Origin of the sequence: uncultured Serinicoccus sp. (assembly GCF_947487915.1) — a bacterium.
Lineage (GTDB): Bacteria > Actinomycetota > Actinomycetes > Actinomycetales > Dermatophilaceae > Ornithinicoccus.
Genome location: NZ_CANKYH010000002.1, coordinates 198,323 through 214,355, shown reverse-complemented (window position 1 = coordinate 214,355; position 16,033 = coordinate 198,323). Strand labels below are relative to the sequence as shown.

Genomic DNA, 16,033 nt, shown 5'->3' with positions numbered 1-16,033 from the left:
CGATGGCGATGGAGCTGCACCACACCTTCACCGTCGACGCCCCGCCGGAGGCCACGTGGGCCCTGCTGACCGACCTCGAGCAGGTGGGCGGCTGCTTCCCGGGCGCGACCGTCACCTCGGCCACCGAGGAGGAGTTCACCGGCAACGTCAAGGTCAAGCTCGGTCCGATCGGCGTGACCTACCAGGGCGAGGGCAGGTTCGTCGAGCGCGACGACGAGGCCCACCGCGCCGTCATCGAGGGGATCGGCAAGGGCCTGCGCGGCCTCGGCAACGCCTCGGCCAGGGTCGTCCTGCAGCTCGAGCCGGAAGGTAGCGGCACCCAGGCCGACGTGGTGACGTCGCTCACCATCACCGGCAAGCCGGCGCAGTTCGGCCGCGGGGTCATGCAGACGGTGTCGGACAAGCTGCTCGGCCAGTTCGTCGAGTGCATCGAGGGCAAGCTCACGTCATGAGGTCCCGGTGAGCGACCAGCCGGGTTCCGGGCCGGTGCGTGCTGACGGCATGCACCGGCTCGGCCCGTCGTCGTCCGGCGACCGGTGGCAGCAGGCCCGCTCGACCTGCACCGCGTGCGGTAGCCAGGGCCTGCTCGACGAGGGCTACCTGTCCGACACCGGTGAGGGCGCCAAGGGCTTCGTGCGCTGGGTGCTCGGCGCCCGGGACACCAGCTTCTTCGGCGGTCTGAGCTCCCTCGGTGCCGAGCGCTTCCTCGTCCGCGCGTTCCGGTGCCGCGAGTGCCGCCACCTCGAGCTCTTCGCGGAGGAGCACGAGTAGGCGAGGCGAGCTCCGCTGCCGGGGGGATCCTCTCCGCGCCGGTCGGTCGGGCCGTGGCTAGGGTGGCGGTATGACGTCCACCCCTGAGGACCTAGGCCCGTCCAGCACCGCCGAGGAGGAGGCGGTCCGGATCTGCAAGGAGCTCATCCGGATCGACACGAGCAACTACGGCGACGGCAGCGGGCCGGGGGAGCGGGCCGCCGCGGAGTATGTCGTGGAGCTGCTCCGCGAGGTCGGGCTCGACCCGCAGGTCACGGCGCCGGCGGACCAGCCGGAGCGCACGAGCGTGGTGGTCCGCACCCCGGGCCGCGACAGCTCGCGTCCCGGCCTGGTGCTGCACGGCCACCTCGACGTCGTGCCCGCCGAGGCCGCGGACTGGTCGGTCGACCCGTTCGCCGCGGAGGAGAAGGACGGCATGATCTGGGGTCGCGGCGCGGTCGACATGAAGGACATGGACGCCATGCTCCTGGCCACCCTGCGCCAGCTCGCCCGCTCCGGAGAGGTGCCCCCGCGCGACATCGTCTGGGCGTTCTTCGCCGACGAGGAGGCCGGGGGCACCCAGGGCGCGGGCCACGTCGTGGCCGAGCACCCCGAGTGGTTCGAGGGGTGCACCGAGGCCATCAGCGAGGTCGGCGGCTTCTCCATCACCCTCCCCGACAAGGCGACCGGGGCGCCCACCCGCGCCTACCTGCTGCAGACCGCGGAGAAGGGCATCGCCTGGCTGCGCCTGCACGCGCGCGGCCGGGCCGGCCACGGCTCGGTCCCCAACGAGGAGAACGCCATCGTCCGACTGGCGGAGGCCATCGCCCGGATCGACGCCCACCCGTGGCCGAGGACCTACATCGCCTCGGTCCGTGAGCTCTTCGACGGCGTCTCTCAGGTCACGGGAGAGTCCTGGGACGAGGAGGGCGTCGAGGACATGCTGGCGCGGCTCGGCGGGGCACGCCGTTTCGTCGAGGGCACCCTGCAGGACACCTCGAACTTCTCCATGCTCTCCTCGGGCTACAAGATGAACGTCATCCCCCAGAGCGCCTCGGCCTCGCTAGACTGCCGCTTCCTGCCCGGGCACGAGGACGAGCTGCTCGACACCATCCGGGAGCTCGCGGGCGAGCACGTCGAGGTGGAGATCGAGCACAAGGACGTCGCCCTCGAGGCGCCGAGCAGCGGTGAGCTCGTCGACTCGATGAAGCGGGCCCTGCTCAAGGAGGACCCCGGCGCCCACGTGCTGCCCTACTGCCTGTCCGGCGGCACCGACAACAAGCACCTGTCCCGCCTGGGGATCACCGGCTACGGCTTCGCCCCGCTGCGGCTGCCGGAGGAGCTGGACTTCGTCGGGATGTTCCACGGGGTCGACGAGCGGGTGCCGGTGGACGCCCTGCGCTTCGGCACCCGGGTGCTGGGTCAGCTCATCGCCGACTGCTGAACCGCCGCCGGGCGGCACCCGCCCGGGCCTCAGGCGGTGCGGCGCACGCGGATGATCTTGCGGCGCAGCAGCACCCGCCGGGCGCCCCCGAGGTAGACGCGTACCCGCGCCAGCTCCCAGGCGCCGTACTCGGCGTGCTCGGTCAGCGTCTGCCGCACCTCGCCGCGGCCCTGGTCGCGGTGGAAGGTGAGCTCTCGGTACTCGTACTCGACCATCGCGACCCAGCATAGGCACCCCGGGCCGGGGCGGACGGCATACCCGCCCGTCAGCAGTGATTTCGCGCTACCGTCACCCCATGACCGCTGACCCGCGCGCCGCCCTGACCGCACTCGTCGCCGCCCTCGAGACGCACCTGGAGACCGCAGCCGTCAGCCGCGGTGACGACGACCCGGCGGTGGTCGAGGCCTACGAGCGGGTGGCCGAGGCGTTCACCGCCTACGACGACGCCCTCATGGACGCCTACGGCGAGGTCACCCCGCTGGAGGTCTACGACGACGACCTCGCGAGCGACGACGACGATGACCGGGATGACGACGACTTCGACGACGACGACGATGACGACGATGACGACGATGACGACGACGACGACGAGGATGAGGACGACGACGAGCTCGAGGAGCCCGGGGCCGACGAGGATGACGAGAAGTACTCCGGGCTCGACGACGAGGCCTACGACGTCGACGAGACGTCGCGGGGCTGACGGGTGCGTCTCGGGCTGAGCTGCGGGTTCTGGGGGCAGGGTCGCGACGAGGACCACCTCGCGCTGGTGCAGCGGGCCGACGAGCTCGGGGTGGACGTCGCCTGGGTGGCGGAGGTCTACGGACCGGACGCCGTGAGCATCCTGTCCTTCCTGGCCGCCCGCACCTCCCGGATCGGGCTGGGCGCCGGGGTCATGCAGATCCCCGCCCGCACTCCCGCGGCCACCGCCATGGCGGCGGTGAGCCTGGACAGCCTGTCCGGAGGCCGCTTCCGCCTCGGCCTGGGGGTGAGCGGACCACAGGTGTCGGAAGGCTGGCACGGCGTCCGCTTCGCCAAGCCGCTCGCCCGGACCAGGGAGTATGTCGAGGTCGTCCGGACCGCGCTCGCGCACCGGACGGTGACCCATGAGGGGGAGTTCTTCACCCTTCCGCTGCCCGACGGCCCGGGCAAGGCGCTGCGGCTGACGCACCTGCACCGTCCGAGCATCCCGATCTACCTCGCCGCGGTCGGACCCAAGAACCTCGAGCTGGCGGGCGAGATCGCCGACGGATGGCTCGGCGTGTTCGTCGCCCCGGACTTCTTCCCCGAGCAGCGGGCCCAGCTGCAGGCCGGCCTCGACCGGCGCGACACCCCGCCCGAGCACCCCTTCCAGACCGACGCCACGGTCGCGCTGGCCGTCGGCGACGACCTCGAGGCCTGCGCCCGGACCGTCAGCCCCTACCCGGCGCTCTACGTCGGGGGGATGGGCAGCCGGGAGCAGAACTTCTACCACCAGCTCGCCAGCCGCATGGGCTACGAGGCCGAGGCCGACCGGGTGCAGGAGCTCTACCTCGCGCGACGCTACGGCGAGGCAGCCCGGGCGCTGCCGGCCCAGTTCGTGGACGACACCAGCCTGCTCGGGGACGTCGACCGGATCACCGAGCGCATGCGCCGCTACCAGCGCGCCGGGATCACGACGCTGACCGTCGCGCCCTGGGGCGCCGACCTCCGGGCCCGGATGGACGCCCTCGAGGCCGCCGTCGAGGCCCATGCGCGGCTGGAGGCCGAGCTCTGATGGCCATCTGCATCCTGCTCCGGCACGGCCGCACCCAGGCCAACGCCGACGGCATCCTCGCCGGCTGGACGCCGGGCCTCGGGCTGGACGAGACCGGAGCCGACCAGGCCCGGGACGCCGGTTCACGGCTGGCCGCCACCCCGCTGGCGGCGGTCGTCGCCAGCCCCCTGCAGCGGTGCCAGGAGACGGCCGCGGCGGTGCTGGCCGCGCAGCCGGCGGACCGGCCGGTGCAGCGGCATACCGAGGAGCGGCTGGGCGAGGCGAGGTACGGCGCGTGGACTGGCCGACCGCTCAAGGAGCTGGCCGAGGAGCCGCTGTGGCGGCAGGTGCAGGACCAGCCCTCCGCCGTGACCTTCCCCGCGGACGAGGCGTTCGCCCACGAGTCGATGGCGCAGATGGCGGCCCGGGCCGTCGAGGCCGTCACCGAGTGGGACGCCCGGGTCGAGGCCGACCACGGCCCCGGCGCCGTCTGGGTGGCGGTGAGCCACGGCGACGTCATCAAGTCGATCCTCGCCGACGCGCTCGCGACCGCGCTGGACGACTTCCAACGCATCGTCGTCGACCCGGCCTCGCTGAGCCTCGTGCACCGCACGCCGGGCCGGCCGTTCGTGCTGCGCACCAACGACACCGGCAGCGACCCGGTGGACCTGTCCGGTCTGGTGGCGCGCCTCGCCACGGTCGGCGCGACCGGCGACGCCGAGGTGGGTGGGGGCGCCGGGAGCGAGGACGTAGGCTGACCCTCATGGCTGAGCACGTCTTCGACCCGCCTGAGCGCTGCGTCGCCGGCAGCGTCGGACCGCCCGGAGGGCGCACCTTCTTCCTGCAGGCCAGCGACTCCCAGCGGGTCATGACCGTCTCCCTGGAGAAGGAGCAGGTCCGGCTGCTGGGGGAGTCGCTGGCGGAGATGCTGGACGACGTCGCCGGCCCGGAGGGCACCGAGGAGGCCGGGCGTGCCTTCGTCGACAACGCCCCCCTGGACACCCCCATCGAGGACGACTTCCGCGTCCAAAGGCTCTCGGTCGCCTGGGAGGCCGGCCGGCGGCGAGTGGTCCTCGAGGCCTACGACCGGCCCGGCGCCGAGGACGTCGCCGAGCTGGAGGCTGACGACGAGGGCCCGGACGTGCCCTGGGCGGGTCTGCCGCCCCAGTCCATCAAGGTCGTGCTCGAGCCCGGCCGTGCCCGGGCCTTCTCGATGCGCTGCACGGCCTCCATCGAGGGGGGCCGACCGTCCTGCCCCTTCTGCGGGCAGCCCTTGGACCCCACCGGACACATCTGCCCCCGCGCCAACGGCTACCGCCGCTGACGTGGACGACGATGCGGCCCTGGAGCTGCTGCATACCTCGACCGTCGAGCCGGTCGGGGTGCTCACCCAGGCGTCGAACCTGACCCTGCTGGTCGACCTCACCGACGCCCAGGGGGAGCCCAGCGGCCACCGCGCCGTCTACAAGCCGGTCAAGGGGGAGCGACCGTTGCACGACTTCCCGCCCGCGTCCCTGGGGCAGCGCGAGGTGGCGGCCTACCTCATCTCCCGGGCCGCGGGCTTCGACCTCGTCCCGCCGACCGTGCTGCGCGACGGCCCGCTCGGCCCGGGCTCGGTCCAGTGGTGGGTCGAGCAGGATCCGCAGCGGCTGGCCGACCCGGCGGCCGGGCTGGTCGACGTGGTCGTCCCCGAGGACCTGCCGGACGGATGGTGCCCGGTCGTCCAGGCCGAGGACGAGCACGGTCGAGCCCTCGTCGTCGCGCACGCCGACGACCCGGGCCTGCGGTCGATGACGGTGCTGGACCTCGTGCTCAACAACGCCGACCGCAAGGCCGCCCACCTGACCCGCGACACCCAGGGCCGGCTGCGCGGCTTCGACCACGGGGTCAGCCTGCACGAGGAGGACAAGCTGCGCACCGTCCTCTGGGGCTTCGCCGACGAACCGCTCCCGTCGACGGACCTCGCGCGGCTGGAGGCGCTCGCGCACGCCCTGGCCGACGCGGACGGGAGCCTCGCCACCCAGCTCACCGCCCTGCTGTCCGACGTCGAGCGGGAGGCGCTGGCGGCCCGGGTCCGCCGGGTGCGCGACGAAGCCACCTTCCCCGCGGCACCCACGGACCGCTACCCGCTTCCCTGGCCCCTCTGGTAGGCCGGGGCGCACGACCCGGCCGGTGGCTGCGACGTCGGCGCGGACGGTTAGGCTCCCGCAGGTGAAGACCTGGTCGCCCACCGCCCTGCCCCGGCTGCCGATCGAGCACGACGGGACCCCCGTGCGCGTGCACGACACCGCGGGCGACCGCCGCGTCGAGGTCGCCGGCTCCGAGGGGCGGGCGCGGCTCTACGTGTGCGGCATCACGCCCTACGACGCCACCCACCTCGGGCATGCCGCGACCTACGTGACCTTCGACGTCCTGCAGCGTGCCTGGCGGGACGCCGGGCTGGAGGTCACCTACGTCCAGAACGTCACCGACGTCGACGAGCCGCTGCTGGAGCGGGCCGAGCGCGACGGGGTCGAGTGGCAGGAGCTGGCGCGTCGCGAGATCGACCTCTTCTTCGCCGACATGGAGGCGCTGCGGGTGCTGCCCCCGGACCACTACGTCGGGGCCGTCGAGGGGATCCCGGACGACGTGCGCGCCGTCGAGCAGCTGCTCGGCGACGGCACCGCCTACCAGGTGCCCGTGTCGCAGGACCAGGCGCTGGCCGAGGGGGCCGGCGGGGCCGACGTCTACCTCGACCTCTCCACCCAGCCCAGCTTCGGTGCCGTGTCCGGATGGTCCCGCGAGGAGATGATGGAGGTCTTCGCCGACCGTGGGGGTGACCCGGACCGGGTCGGCAAGCGCGACCCGCTCGACCCGCTGCTGTGGCGTGCGGGCCGGCAGGGCGAGCCGCACTGGGACGGAGGCTCGCTCGGGCGGGGCCGCCCGGGCTGGCACATCGAGTGCTCCACCATCGCCCAGCGCTACCTCGGCCCGGGCTTCGACGTCCAGGGCGGCGGCACCGACCTCGTCTTCCCGCACCACGAGATGAGCGCGGTCCAGGCGGCCGCCCTGTGCGGCGACGACTGCTTCGCCCGCGCCTACGTGCACCAGGCCATGGTCGGGCTGGACGGGGAGAAGATGAGCAAGAGCCGGGGCAACCTCGTCCTGGTCTCCGCGCTGCGCACCGCCGGGGTCGACCCGATGGCGATCCGGCTGGCGCTGCTCGGGCAGCACTACCGGACGGAGTGGGGGTGGACCGACCAGATCCTCCGGGAGGCGAGCGAGCGCCTCGACCTGTGGCGTCGGGCCGGCGACATGGCCGCCCACGAGTCGGTCACCGAGCTCGGGGTCACGACCGTGCGCCGCCTGCGTGAGCGGCTGGCCGACGACCTCGACACGCCGGGAGCCCTGGACGCCGTGGACGACTGGGCCACGACCGTGGTCGCGGGCGAGCCTGTCTCAGGCCTGGTCGTGGAGGCGGTCGACGCGCTGCTCGGGGTGCAGCTCTGAGCGCAGCGAGCGCGCCAGTCTGCCCAGGTCGGCCGGGCTGAGGCCCTCCAGGCTCGGCAGCTGCACGGCTCCCGGCAGGGGCGGCACGGCGACGGTGTGCGGCACCACGAGGGTGGGCACGCCCGCGGCCGTCGACGCCGTGGCGCCGGTCGGGGAGTCCTCGACCGCGAGCGCCCGCTCCGGGGCCACGCCCAGGCGGGCCAGCGCCTCGAGGTAGGCCTCCGGGTGCGGCTTGCCCCGGCTCACCTGGTCCCCGGTGACCACGGCGTCGAAGGTCCCGGCCGGCAGCTGCTCCACCAGCACGTCCGCCAGCTCGGTCCAGGACATGGTGACCAGGGCGCACGGCACGCCCCGCTCCCGCAGGGACGCCAGCAGCTCCCGCGCCCCGGGCCGCCAGGGCACGTGGGCGCGGGTGCGCTCCACGACGCCGTCGAGCAGGCGGCGCACCACCTGCTCGGGCTCACCGCGGACCGGCGTCCGCTCGAGGATGATGCCCGCCGAGGTGAGCAGGTCCTGGCCGACGAGGTCGTGGGCGTCGGCGTCGGTCCACGTGCCGCCAGCCTCCTCGACCAGGACGTACTCCTCGGCGATCCACGAGGGCTCGGTGTCGACGATGGTGCCGTCCATGTCCCACAGCACGGCGGCGGGCAGGTCCTCGGGTCGGCTCGGGCGGGCGGGGTGGCGCGTCACCCGCACCACGCTAGTCGAGGCGGTCTAGGGTGGACCAACGGCGCTTCCGAGCGAGGGCGCGATGCTTCCGAGCGAGAGGGTGAGGCCCGTGATCGAGCTGCAGGACACCGGTGAGCTGCGTGACCCGATCGTCATCGCCGCCTTCGAGGGCTGGAACGACGCCGGCGAGAGCGCCTCGAGCGTGGTGGAGCACCTGGCGCAGGTGTGGGACGCCGAGGTGGTGGCCGCCGTCGACCCGGAGGACTACTACGACTTCCAGGTCAACCGGCCCCAGGTCCTCAGCGTCGACGGGCGGCGGATGATCCGCTGGCCGACCACCCGGGTCCTGCTGGCCCGCAACACCCCGCTGGGGCGAGACGTCCTGCTGGTCCTGGGCATCGAGCCGTCCGTGCGGTGGCGCACCTTCGCCGGGGACCTGCTCGACTACCTCCTGGCCCGGGACGTCCAGCTGCTCGTCGTCCTGGGCGGGCTGCTCGCGGACGTGCCCCACACCCGGCCCATACCGGTGAGCATCAGCTCCGAGGACGACGAGCTGCTCGAGGGCAGCGAGGAGATCGAGCGCAGCACCTACGAGGGCCCGACGGGCATCGTGGGCGTCCTGGTGGACGAGGGGCGGCAGCAGGACCTGCCGGCGCTGTCCTGCTGGGCGGCGGTGCCGCACTACGCCGGTGGCCCACCCTCACCCAAGGCCTCCCTGGCGCTGCTGGGCCAGCTCGAGGAGCTGCTCGACTGCGTCATCGACGACACCGCGCTCGCCGAGGCCGCCCGGGCCTGGGAGCGCGGGGTGGACGACCTGGCCTCGACCGACGACGAGGTGGCCGACTACGTGCGCCAGCTGGAGGAGGCCCAGGACACCGCCGAGCTGCCGGAGGCGTCCGGCGACGCGATCGCCAAGGAGTTCGAGCGCTACCTGCGGCGACGCGACGACGGCTCACCCCGCGGCTGACCGCGGGTCCAGCGCCAGCGCCGTGGCGCCCGCCGGCAGCGGCGGGGGCGTGCCGCCCCAGGCGGGGCAGACGGCTCGGTGCGCGCACCAGGAGCAGGCCCGTGAGGGTCGGGCGCGCCAGTCGCCGGTCCTCGCCACCTGCTCGATCGCGGCCCAGAGCGCCCGGACCTTGCGCTCGGTGGCGAGCAGGTCCGCCTCGCTGGGGTCGATCCACAGGACCGTGCGGTCGCGCAGGTAGACGAGCTGGAGCCGGCTCGGCAGGACGCCGCGGCTGCGCCACAGCGCCAGCGCGTAGAACTTGAGCTGGAACAGCGCCCGGCCCTCGAAGGTCTCTGAGGGAGAGCGCCCGGTCTTGTAGTCCACCACCCGCAGCCGGCCGTCCGGCGCCTCGTCCAGCCGGTCGACGTAGCCGCGGATGACGAGGCCGTCGAGGTCGGCCTCGACGTAGAGCTCACGCTCGGCCGGCTGCAGCCGGGTGGGGTCCTCGAGGGCGAACCAGCTGCGCAGCAGCTCCTCCGTCCCGCCGCAGGCGTCCTCGGCCAGCTCGGCCAGCACCGGGTCGGCGAGCAGCAGCCGCTCCCACTCGCCGGGCACCAGGTCGGTGGCCGCCTCGAGGGTGCGGTGCCCGGGCGGCAGGTCGAAGAGGCGGTCCAGCACGGCGTGCACCAGGCTGCCGCGTGCGGCGGCGGCGCTCGGCGGTTCCGGCAGCCGGTCGACGACGCGGAAGCGGTAGAGCAGCGGGCACTGCATGAAGTCGGTGGCGCGCGAGGGGGACAGGGCCCGGGCAAGGTGCTCGGTGACCGCCTCCATGGTCGGCACTCTACGCTCGGGGGATGGAGCGAGCACCCGGCTGGCGTGTCGGCACCCTGTCCGGCATCCCGATCTACCTCGGCCGCAGCTGGGTGCTGGTGGCGGTGCTCATGATCGCGCTCTTCGGCCCCACGGTGGAGCGCACGCTGCCCGGTCTGGGCGCCTGGAGCTACGCGGTGGCGTTCGCCTTCGTCGTGCTGCTGCTGGTGTCCGTGCTCGTGCACGAGGCCGCGCACGCGCTGGTCGCGCAGGGCGTCGGCTTCGGGGTCTCCCGCATCGTCGCGGACTTCTGGGGCGGTCACACCGCCCACGACGGCGCCGGCGGCACCCCCGCGCGGAGCGCGGCGGTCGCGGTCGTCGGGCCGCTGGCCAACGGGGTGCTCGCGCTGCTCGGCTGGTGGGCCATGGGCGTGCTCGACACCACGGGGGTGCCGTTGCTCCTGGCGTATGCCTTCACCTGGGCCAACTCCTTCGTGGCCGTCTTCAACCTCGTCCCGGGGCTGCCCCTGGACGGCGGGTTCCTGCTGGAGTCGCTGGTCTGGGGCGTCACCGGCAACCGCCATCTCGGCACCATGGTGGCCGGGTGGTCCGGCCGGCTCGTCGTGGTCCTGGTGGCGGTCGTGCTCCTGGTGCCGCCGCTGCTGAACGGCGACCGGGTGCCCTGGACCCGGGTCGCCTGGGTGGCCCTCATCGGCGTGTTCCTCTGGCAGGGCGCGAGCCAGGCGATCCGGCTCGGCCGGCAGGGGATGCGCGCCTCGCGACGCACCCTCGCCGAGACCGCGCACCGGCCCGGGGTCGTGGCCGCGGACGCGCTGCTGCACACCGTGCCGTGGGCCGAGCACCCGCTCTGGGTCGTCGTCGACGGCGAGGGCCGCCCGGACGGTCTGGTCGACCCGCCGGCGCTGCAGCAGGTGCCCCGGGAGGCGTGGCCGAGCACGCCCGCCGCCGCCGTCGCCGTCCGGCTCCCCGCCGGATGGGCGGTGCCCCTGCCGCCGCAGACCCGGCTCGACGCGGTCATCGAGGTGATGCGCCGCTCCGGATCGGGGGTGGTCGCGCTGCTCGACGAGCAGGGGCGGCCCTGGGGTGTGGTGAGCACCCACGACGTCACCGGCAGCCGCTCGTAGACTGACCCGATGACCAGGCCGACGGGCGCCGACATGCGGCGTGGACCCTTCCGGGCGGGCGACCGCGTCCAGCTGACCGACCCCAAGGGGCGTCTGCACACCATCACCCTGGAGCCGGGCAAGGAGTTCCACACCCACCGGGGCCACCTGCGCCACGACGACGTCATCGGTGCGCCCGACGGCACGGTGGTCCGGCACACCTCGGGCGCCGACTACCTCGCGCTGCGGCCGCTGCTGTCCGACTTCGTCCTGTCGATGCCCCGTGGGGCCCAGGTCGTCTACCCCAAGGACGCCGGGCAGATCGTCACGTATGCCGACATCTTCCCGGGCGCGACCGTCGTCGAGGCGGGCGTCGGCTCGGGCGCGCTGTCGCTGTCCCTGCTGCGTGCGGTGGGGGAGTCGGGCCGGCTGCTGAGCTTCGAGCGCCGGGAGGACTTCGCCGACATCGCCCGCGCCAACGCCCGGGCGTTCTTCGGCCTGGACCACCCGGCCTGGACGGTCACCGTCGGTGACCTCGTCGACGAGCTGCCCCGAGCGGTGGACCCCGGCACCGTGGACCGGGTCGTCCTCGACATGCTGGCGCCCTGGGACTGCCTCGGGGTGGTCGCCGACGCGCTCGCCCCGGGCGGCGTCCTCATCTGCTACGTCGCCACCACCACCCAGCTGTCGCGGGTGGCGGAGGCGGCCAAGGCGGCCGGCGGCTGGACGCCGCCGCAGGCCTGGGAGTCGATGAACCGCGGCTGGCACCTCGAGGGGCTGGCCGTGCGCCCCCAGCACCGGATGCACGGGCATACCGGCTTCCTGGTGACGCTGCGCCGGCTCGCGCCCGACACCGAGGCCCACCTGCGGCGCACCCGCCCCGCCCCCGGCGCCTACGGCGAGGACTACGTGCCCGCCACCGGTGAGTGGAGCGCCGCCGACGTCGGTGAGCGCCCGGTCTCGGACAAGAAGCTGCGGCGCACCCGCCGCGACGCGCAGAGCACCGCCGACCGGGTGACCGGCGACGGGACCGACGGGGAGGAGCAGGCATGACCGAGGCGTCCTCGCGCGAGCGCCACCTCGAGCAGCAGGTGCAGTCGCTCAGCAGCCGGGTGAGCGAGCTCAAGGGGCAGAACGACGCGCTCACGACCACCCTGAAGAGTGCCAAGCAGCAGATCGTCGGGCTGCGCGAGGACCTCGACGCCCTCGCCTCCCCGCCGCTCGCGATGGGACAGGTGCTGCGCCTGGTCGGCGACGGCACCGCGGACGTCTCGCTGTCCGGGCGGCGCATCCGCACCCAGATCTCCTCCGAGGTCGACACCGGCGACCTGCGGCCCGGCCGGGAGGTGCTGCTCAACGAGGCGCAGGCCATCGTCGGGGTGGCCGACTACGAGCGGGCCGGCGACGTCGTCACCTGCAAGGAGGTGCTCGAGGACGGGCGCCTCAGCGTGCTCGTCCGCGGCGAGGACGAGCGGGTCGCCCGGCGCGCCGGCTCGCTCGCCGAGGCCACCGTGCGGGTGGGCGACGCGCTGCTGCTGGACCCGCGCAGCGGCTTCGTCACCGAGCGCATCGAGCGTCCCGAGGTCACCGAGCTGATGCTCGAGGAGGTGCCGGACATCTCCTACGCCGACATCGGCGGCCTCGCAGGGCAGATCGAGCAGATCCGCGACGCCGTCGAGCTGCCGTTCCTGCACGCCGACCTCTACGCGGCCCACGACCTGCGGCCGCCCAAGGGGGTGCTGCTCTACGGCCCGCCGGGGTGCGGCAAGACGCTCATCGCCAAGGCGGTCGCCGCCTCGCTGGCCCGGCAGGCGGCCGAGCAGCGGGGGCTGGCCCCGGGCAGCGCGCGCAGCTACTTCCTCAACATCAAGGGCCCCGAGCTGCTCAACAAGTACGTCGGGGAGACCGAGCGGCACATCCGGCTCATCTTCCAGCGGGCGCGGGAGAAGTCGGCCGAGGGCGACCCGGTGGTGGTGTTCTTCGACGAGATGGAGTCGCTGTTCCGCACTCGCGGCTCCGGGGTGTCCTCCGACGTGGAGACGACGATCGTGCCGCAGCTGCTCGCCGAGATCGACGGGGTGGAGCGGCTGGACAACGTCATCGTCATCGGCGCCTCCAACCGCGAGGACATGATCGACCCGGCGATCCTGCGACCCGGCCGCCTCGACGTGAAGATCAAGATCGAGCGGCCGGACGCGCAGGGCGCTCGCGACATCTTCTCCAAGTACCTCACCCCCGGCATACCGCTGCACGACACGGCGCTGCAGGCGCACGGCGGGGACCGGGAGGCGACGGTCGCCGCGCTCATCGACGGCGTCGTCGACCGGATGTATGCCGTGTCCCCCGCCAACGCCTTCCTCGAGGTGACCTACGCCGGGGGTGACCGGGAGGTGCTCTACTTCCGCGACTTCGCCTCCGGCGCGATGGTGCACAACATCGTCGACCGGGCCAAGAAGCTCGCGATCAAGGACTCCCTCACGCTCGGGGAGCGGGGGCTGCGCGAGCGGCACCTGGAGCAGGCCTACCTCGATGAGTTCAGGGAGAACGAGGACCTGCCCAACACCACCAACCCGGACGACTGGGCACGGGTGTCGGGCAAGAAGGGCGAGCGGATCACCTACATCCGCACCCTCGTCGGTGACGCCTCCGGCACCCAGCCCGGCCGCTCGGTCGACCTCGGCGAGCGCTGAGCACGGTGCGCCGCCTCGGGGACGTGCTGCTGCTCCTCGTCTTCGCCGTCGCCGGGCGGTCCAGCCACGAGCTGGGCCTCACCCCGCTGGGCGTCCTCGCGACCGCGTGGCCCTTCGGGGTGGGCATGGCCGTGGGGTGGATGCTCACCTGGCGCGCGCGACGCTGGTGGGTGGAGGGCCTGGCGGTCGGCGGGATGGCGCTGGCCGTCGGGATGCTGCTGCGGGTCCTCACCGGGGCCGGCACCGCGCCCGCCTTCGTGATCGTCGCCGCCGTGGTGCTCGTGGGGGGTGCGCTGGGTTGGCGGGCGGTCGTGCAAGCGCTGTCGGTGCGCAGGCGTAGGGTCTGAGACATGACGGCGGGTGCGGACGAGAAGGCCACGACGGCCTCCGCACCCAGCACCCCCACCACGGCGATCATCGTCGTCCTGTCGTTGTGCGGGACCCTGGTCTCGCTGCAGCAGACGCTGGTCCTGCCGCTGCTGCCGGTCTTCCCGGAGATCCTGGACACGACCAGCGACAACGCGTCCTGGCTGGTCACCGTCACGCTGCTCACCGCCGCCGTCGGTACCCCCATCGTGTCCCGCCTGGCCGACATGTTCGGCAAGCGACTGCTGCTCATCGTCTGTATGTGGGCGGTCATCGCCGGGTCGGTCGTCTCGGCGCTCAGCTCCGAGTTCGCGCTGGTCGTGCTCGGCCGCGGCCTCAGCGGGCTGGGCGCCTGCCTGGTGCCCGTGGGGATCAGCATCATGCGCGACCACCTCCCGGCGGACCGGGTCGGCTCGGGCGTGGCGCTCATGTCGGCGACGCTGGGCATCGGCGGCGCGATCGGTATGCCGCTGGCCGGCGTCATCTACGACAACCTCGACTGGCACGCCCTGTTCTACGTCTCCGGCGGCTTCGCCGTCGTCATGCTCGTCGCGGTCTACCTCGTCGTCCCCGAGTCGACGGTCAAGACCCGGGGGCGCTTCGACTACCTGGGGGCCGCCCTGCTCTCGGTGGCGCTGACCTGCTTCCTGCTGGCGGTGAGCAAGGCCGGCACCTGGGGCTGGGCCTCGCCGTTGACCCTGAGCCTGCTGGCCGGTGCGGGCCTGGTCCTGGCTGCGTGGGTGCCGTGGGAGCTGCGCGCCGGCCAGCCGCTGGTCGACATCCGCACCTCGATGCGCCGCACGGTGCTGCTCACCAACGCCGCCTCGGTCCTCATCGGCTTCGCGATGTTCGCCAACTTCCTCACCTCGGCCCAGCAGGTGCAGATGCCGGCCGACACCGGCTACGGCTTCGGGCTCTCCGCGGTCTCCACCGGTCTGGTCCTGCTGCCCAGCGGGCTGCTCATGGTGGCCATGGCGCCGGTGTCCGCCGGGCTCATCCGCCGCTACGGCGCCCGGTCGGTGCTCATCGCCGGAGCCGTGACCATCGCCCTGGGCTTCATCGGCCGCTCGCTGCTGCACCGCAGCGTGCTCGAGGTGGTCATCACCTCGAGCATCGCCTCGCTCGGCACCGCCCTGGCCTTCGCGGCCATGCCCACGCTCATCATGCGGGCCGTGCCGATCACCGAGACCGCGTCGGCCAACGGGCTCAACACCCTCCTGCGCTCCATCGGCACGTCCTCGGCCTCCGCGCTCGTGGCCGCCGTCTTCGCCGCCTCGATGACCGCCACCGCCAGCGGCGTCCCGGCGCCCTCGTTCGCGGCATACCAGCTCATCTTCTGGGCCGGCGCCGCGGCCTCCCTCGGGGGCGGCCTCATCGCGGCCTTCATCCGGCGCCCGCAACGGGTGAGCGTCGAGGAGCCGGGCTCAGCCCCGGCCCCGACGGGGGAGCGGACCGAGGTCAAGCACGCGGGGATGGGTGACCTGCCCGAGCTGCTCGTGCGCGGGCGGGTCGTGGGGCCCCGCGGCGGCCCGCTGCGGCAGGCGGTCACCACGGTGCTGCGCCCCGACGGCACCCACATCGACTGGGGGCGCACCGACAACGACGGGCGCTACACCCTCGCGCTGCCCGAGCCGGGGGCCTACCTGCTCGTCGTGTCCGCGGACGGCTGGGCGCCGCAGTCGTGCCTCGTCGACCTGGCCGTCGGGCACGAGGAGGACGTGACGATGACGCGACGGCTGCTGCTCTCCGGGCACGTGCTCGACGACGGCCGCCCGCTGGGCGGCGTGCTCGTCTCGCTCATCAAGCACTCCGGGGAGTACGTCGCCACCGCCCACACCGACCCCGACGGCTACTACGAGGTCGGGCTGCCGCCCCCGGGCCGCTACGTCCTCACCGCCGTCGACCACGACAACGGCCGCACCCGCTCCCGGGCGCTCACGGTCCTGGCCACCTCCACGACCCTCGACCTCGACCTGGTCACCGGCGTCCCCCGGCCGCGGGTCGACGCCTGAG

18 protein-coding genes are annotated in these 16,033 nt (G+C 73.6%); 15 read left to right on the top strand and 3 right to left on the bottom strand.

From position 1 onward, the window contains the following. Positions 1-2 precede the first annotated feature (2 nt). The 3 genes from Q0795_RS02880 (at position 3) to Q0795_RS02870 (ending at position 2,194) form a co-directional block, all read left to right on the top strand. A complete protein-coding gene (locus tag Q0795_RS02880) occupies positions 3-452 on the top strand; it encodes an SRPBCC family protein (protein WP_298886228.1) in 450 nt (149 codons plus the stop codon). A gap of 7 nt (positions 453-459) precedes the next feature. Next, a complete protein-coding gene (locus Q0795_RS02875) occupies positions 460-771 on the top strand; it encodes a hypothetical protein (RefSeq protein WP_298886225.1) in 312 nt (103 codons plus the stop codon). 70 nt (positions 772-841) lie between these two features. Next, complete coding sequence (locus Q0795_RS02870) at positions 842-2,194, top strand: M20/M25/M40 family metallo-hydrolase (protein ID WP_298886222.1); 1,353 nt, start codon at positions 842-844, stop codon at positions 2,192-2,194. 29 nt (positions 2,195-2,223) lie between these two features. Here Q0795_RS02870 and Q0795_RS02865 read toward each other — a convergent pair whose 3' ends face one another. After that, on the bottom strand, positions 2,224-2,409 hold the full coding sequence (locus Q0795_RS02865) for a DUF5703 family protein (protein ID WP_058891083.1): 186 nt from the start codon (positions 2,407-2,409) through the stop codon (positions 2,224-2,226). A gap of 80 nt (positions 2,410-2,489) precedes the next feature. Here Q0795_RS02865 and Q0795_RS02860 point away from each other — a divergent pair, with 80 nt between their 5' ends. From Q0795_RS02860 to mshC, 6 genes are all read left to right on the top strand, one after another. Then, a complete protein-coding gene (locus Q0795_RS02860) occupies positions 2,490-2,894 on the top strand; it encodes a hypothetical protein (protein ID WP_298886217.1) in 405 nt (134 codons plus the stop codon). Between the two features lie 3 nt (positions 2,895-2,897). Continuing rightward, complete coding sequence (locus tag Q0795_RS02855) at positions 2,898-3,947, top strand: LLM class F420-dependent oxidoreductase (RefSeq protein WP_298886214.1); 1,050 nt, start codon at positions 2,898-2,900, stop codon at positions 3,945-3,947. Continuing rightward, positions 3,947-4,684, top strand: a complete 738-nt coding sequence (locus Q0795_RS02850; protein WP_298886213.1) for an MSMEG_4193 family putative phosphomutase — start codon at positions 3,947-3,949, stop codon at positions 4,682-4,684. The genes Q0795_RS02855 and Q0795_RS02850 overlap by 1 nt, the downstream gene beginning before the upstream one ends. Before the next feature lie 5 nt (positions 4,685-4,689). Further along, positions 4,690-5,250, top strand: a complete 561-nt coding sequence (locus tag Q0795_RS02845; RefSeq protein WP_298886211.1) for a DUF3090 family protein — start codon at positions 4,690-4,692, stop codon at positions 5,248-5,250. Between the two features lies 1 nt (position 5,251). Next, entirely contained in the window at positions 5,252-6,076 is an 825-nt protein-coding gene (locus Q0795_RS02840; protein WP_298886209.1) for an SCO1664 family protein, read from the top strand. A 61-nt stretch (positions 6,077-6,137) separates the two neighbouring features. Further along, positions 6,138-7,415, top strand: a complete 1,278-nt coding sequence (gene mshC / locus Q0795_RS02835; protein WP_298886207.1) for a cysteine--1-D-myo-inosityl 2-amino-2-deoxy-alpha-D-glucopyranoside ligase — start codon at positions 6,138-6,140, stop codon at positions 7,413-7,415. Here mshC and Q0795_RS02830 read toward each other — a convergent pair. Next, positions 7,365-8,105: an HAD family phosphatase gene (locus Q0795_RS02830; RefSeq protein WP_298886205.1), complete on the bottom strand. Its 741-nt coding sequence runs from the start codon at positions 8,103-8,105 to the stop codon at positions 7,365-7,367. The two genes, mshC and Q0795_RS02830, sit on opposite strands and share 51 nt — an antisense overlap. Positions 8,106-8,193: 88 nt before the next feature. On the opposite strand from Q0795_RS02830, the gene Q0795_RS02825 reads away from it, so the two are divergent. Continuing rightward, positions 8,194-9,051 (top strand): PAC2 family protein, encoded by an 858-nt coding sequence (locus Q0795_RS02825; protein WP_298886201.1) that lies wholly within the window; start codon positions 8,194-8,196, stop codon positions 9,049-9,051. On the opposite strand, the gene Q0795_RS02820 is transcribed toward Q0795_RS02825, so the two are convergent. Continuing rightward, positions 9,037-9,861 (bottom strand): PD-(D/E)XK nuclease family protein, encoded by an 825-nt coding sequence (locus Q0795_RS02820; RefSeq protein WP_298886198.1) that lies wholly within the window; start codon positions 9,859-9,861, stop codon positions 9,037-9,039. The two genes, Q0795_RS02825 and Q0795_RS02820, sit on opposite strands and share 15 nt — an antisense overlap. A gap of 23 nt (positions 9,862-9,884) precedes the next feature. Between Q0795_RS02820 and Q0795_RS02815 the strand changes: the two genes are divergently transcribed. From Q0795_RS02815 to Q0795_RS02795, 5 genes are read left to right on the top strand one after another with little or no spacing between them, the layout of a single operon-like run. After that, complete coding sequence (locus tag Q0795_RS02815) at positions 9,885-10,985, top strand: site-2 protease family protein (RefSeq protein WP_298886195.1); 1,101 nt, start codon at positions 9,885-9,887, stop codon at positions 10,983-10,985. 9 nt (positions 10,986-10,994) lie between these two features. Beyond that, complete coding sequence (locus tag Q0795_RS02810) at positions 10,995-12,017, top strand: tRNA (adenine-N1)-methyltransferase (protein ID WP_298886192.1); 1,023 nt, start codon at positions 10,995-10,997, stop codon at positions 12,015-12,017. Further along, positions 12,014-13,654, top strand: a complete 1,641-nt coding sequence (arc, locus tag Q0795_RS02805; protein WP_298886189.1) for a proteasome ATPase — start codon at positions 12,014-12,016, stop codon at positions 13,652-13,654. The genes Q0795_RS02810 and arc overlap by 4 nt, the downstream gene beginning before the upstream one ends. A gap of 5 nt (positions 13,655-13,659) precedes the next feature. After that, on the top strand, positions 13,660-14,001 hold the full coding sequence (locus tag Q0795_RS02800) for a DUF3054 domain-containing protein (protein ID WP_298886186.1): 342 nt from the start codon (positions 13,660-13,662) through the stop codon (positions 13,999-14,001). Positions 14,002-14,004: 3 nt separating this feature from the next. After that, positions 14,005-16,032 carry an MFS transporter gene (locus Q0795_RS02795; protein WP_298886183.1) on the top strand — a complete coding sequence of 676 codons (2,028 nt, stop codon included), beginning with the start codon at positions 14,005-14,007 and terminating at the stop codon, positions 16,030-16,032. Position 16,033 lies beyond the last annotated feature (1 nt).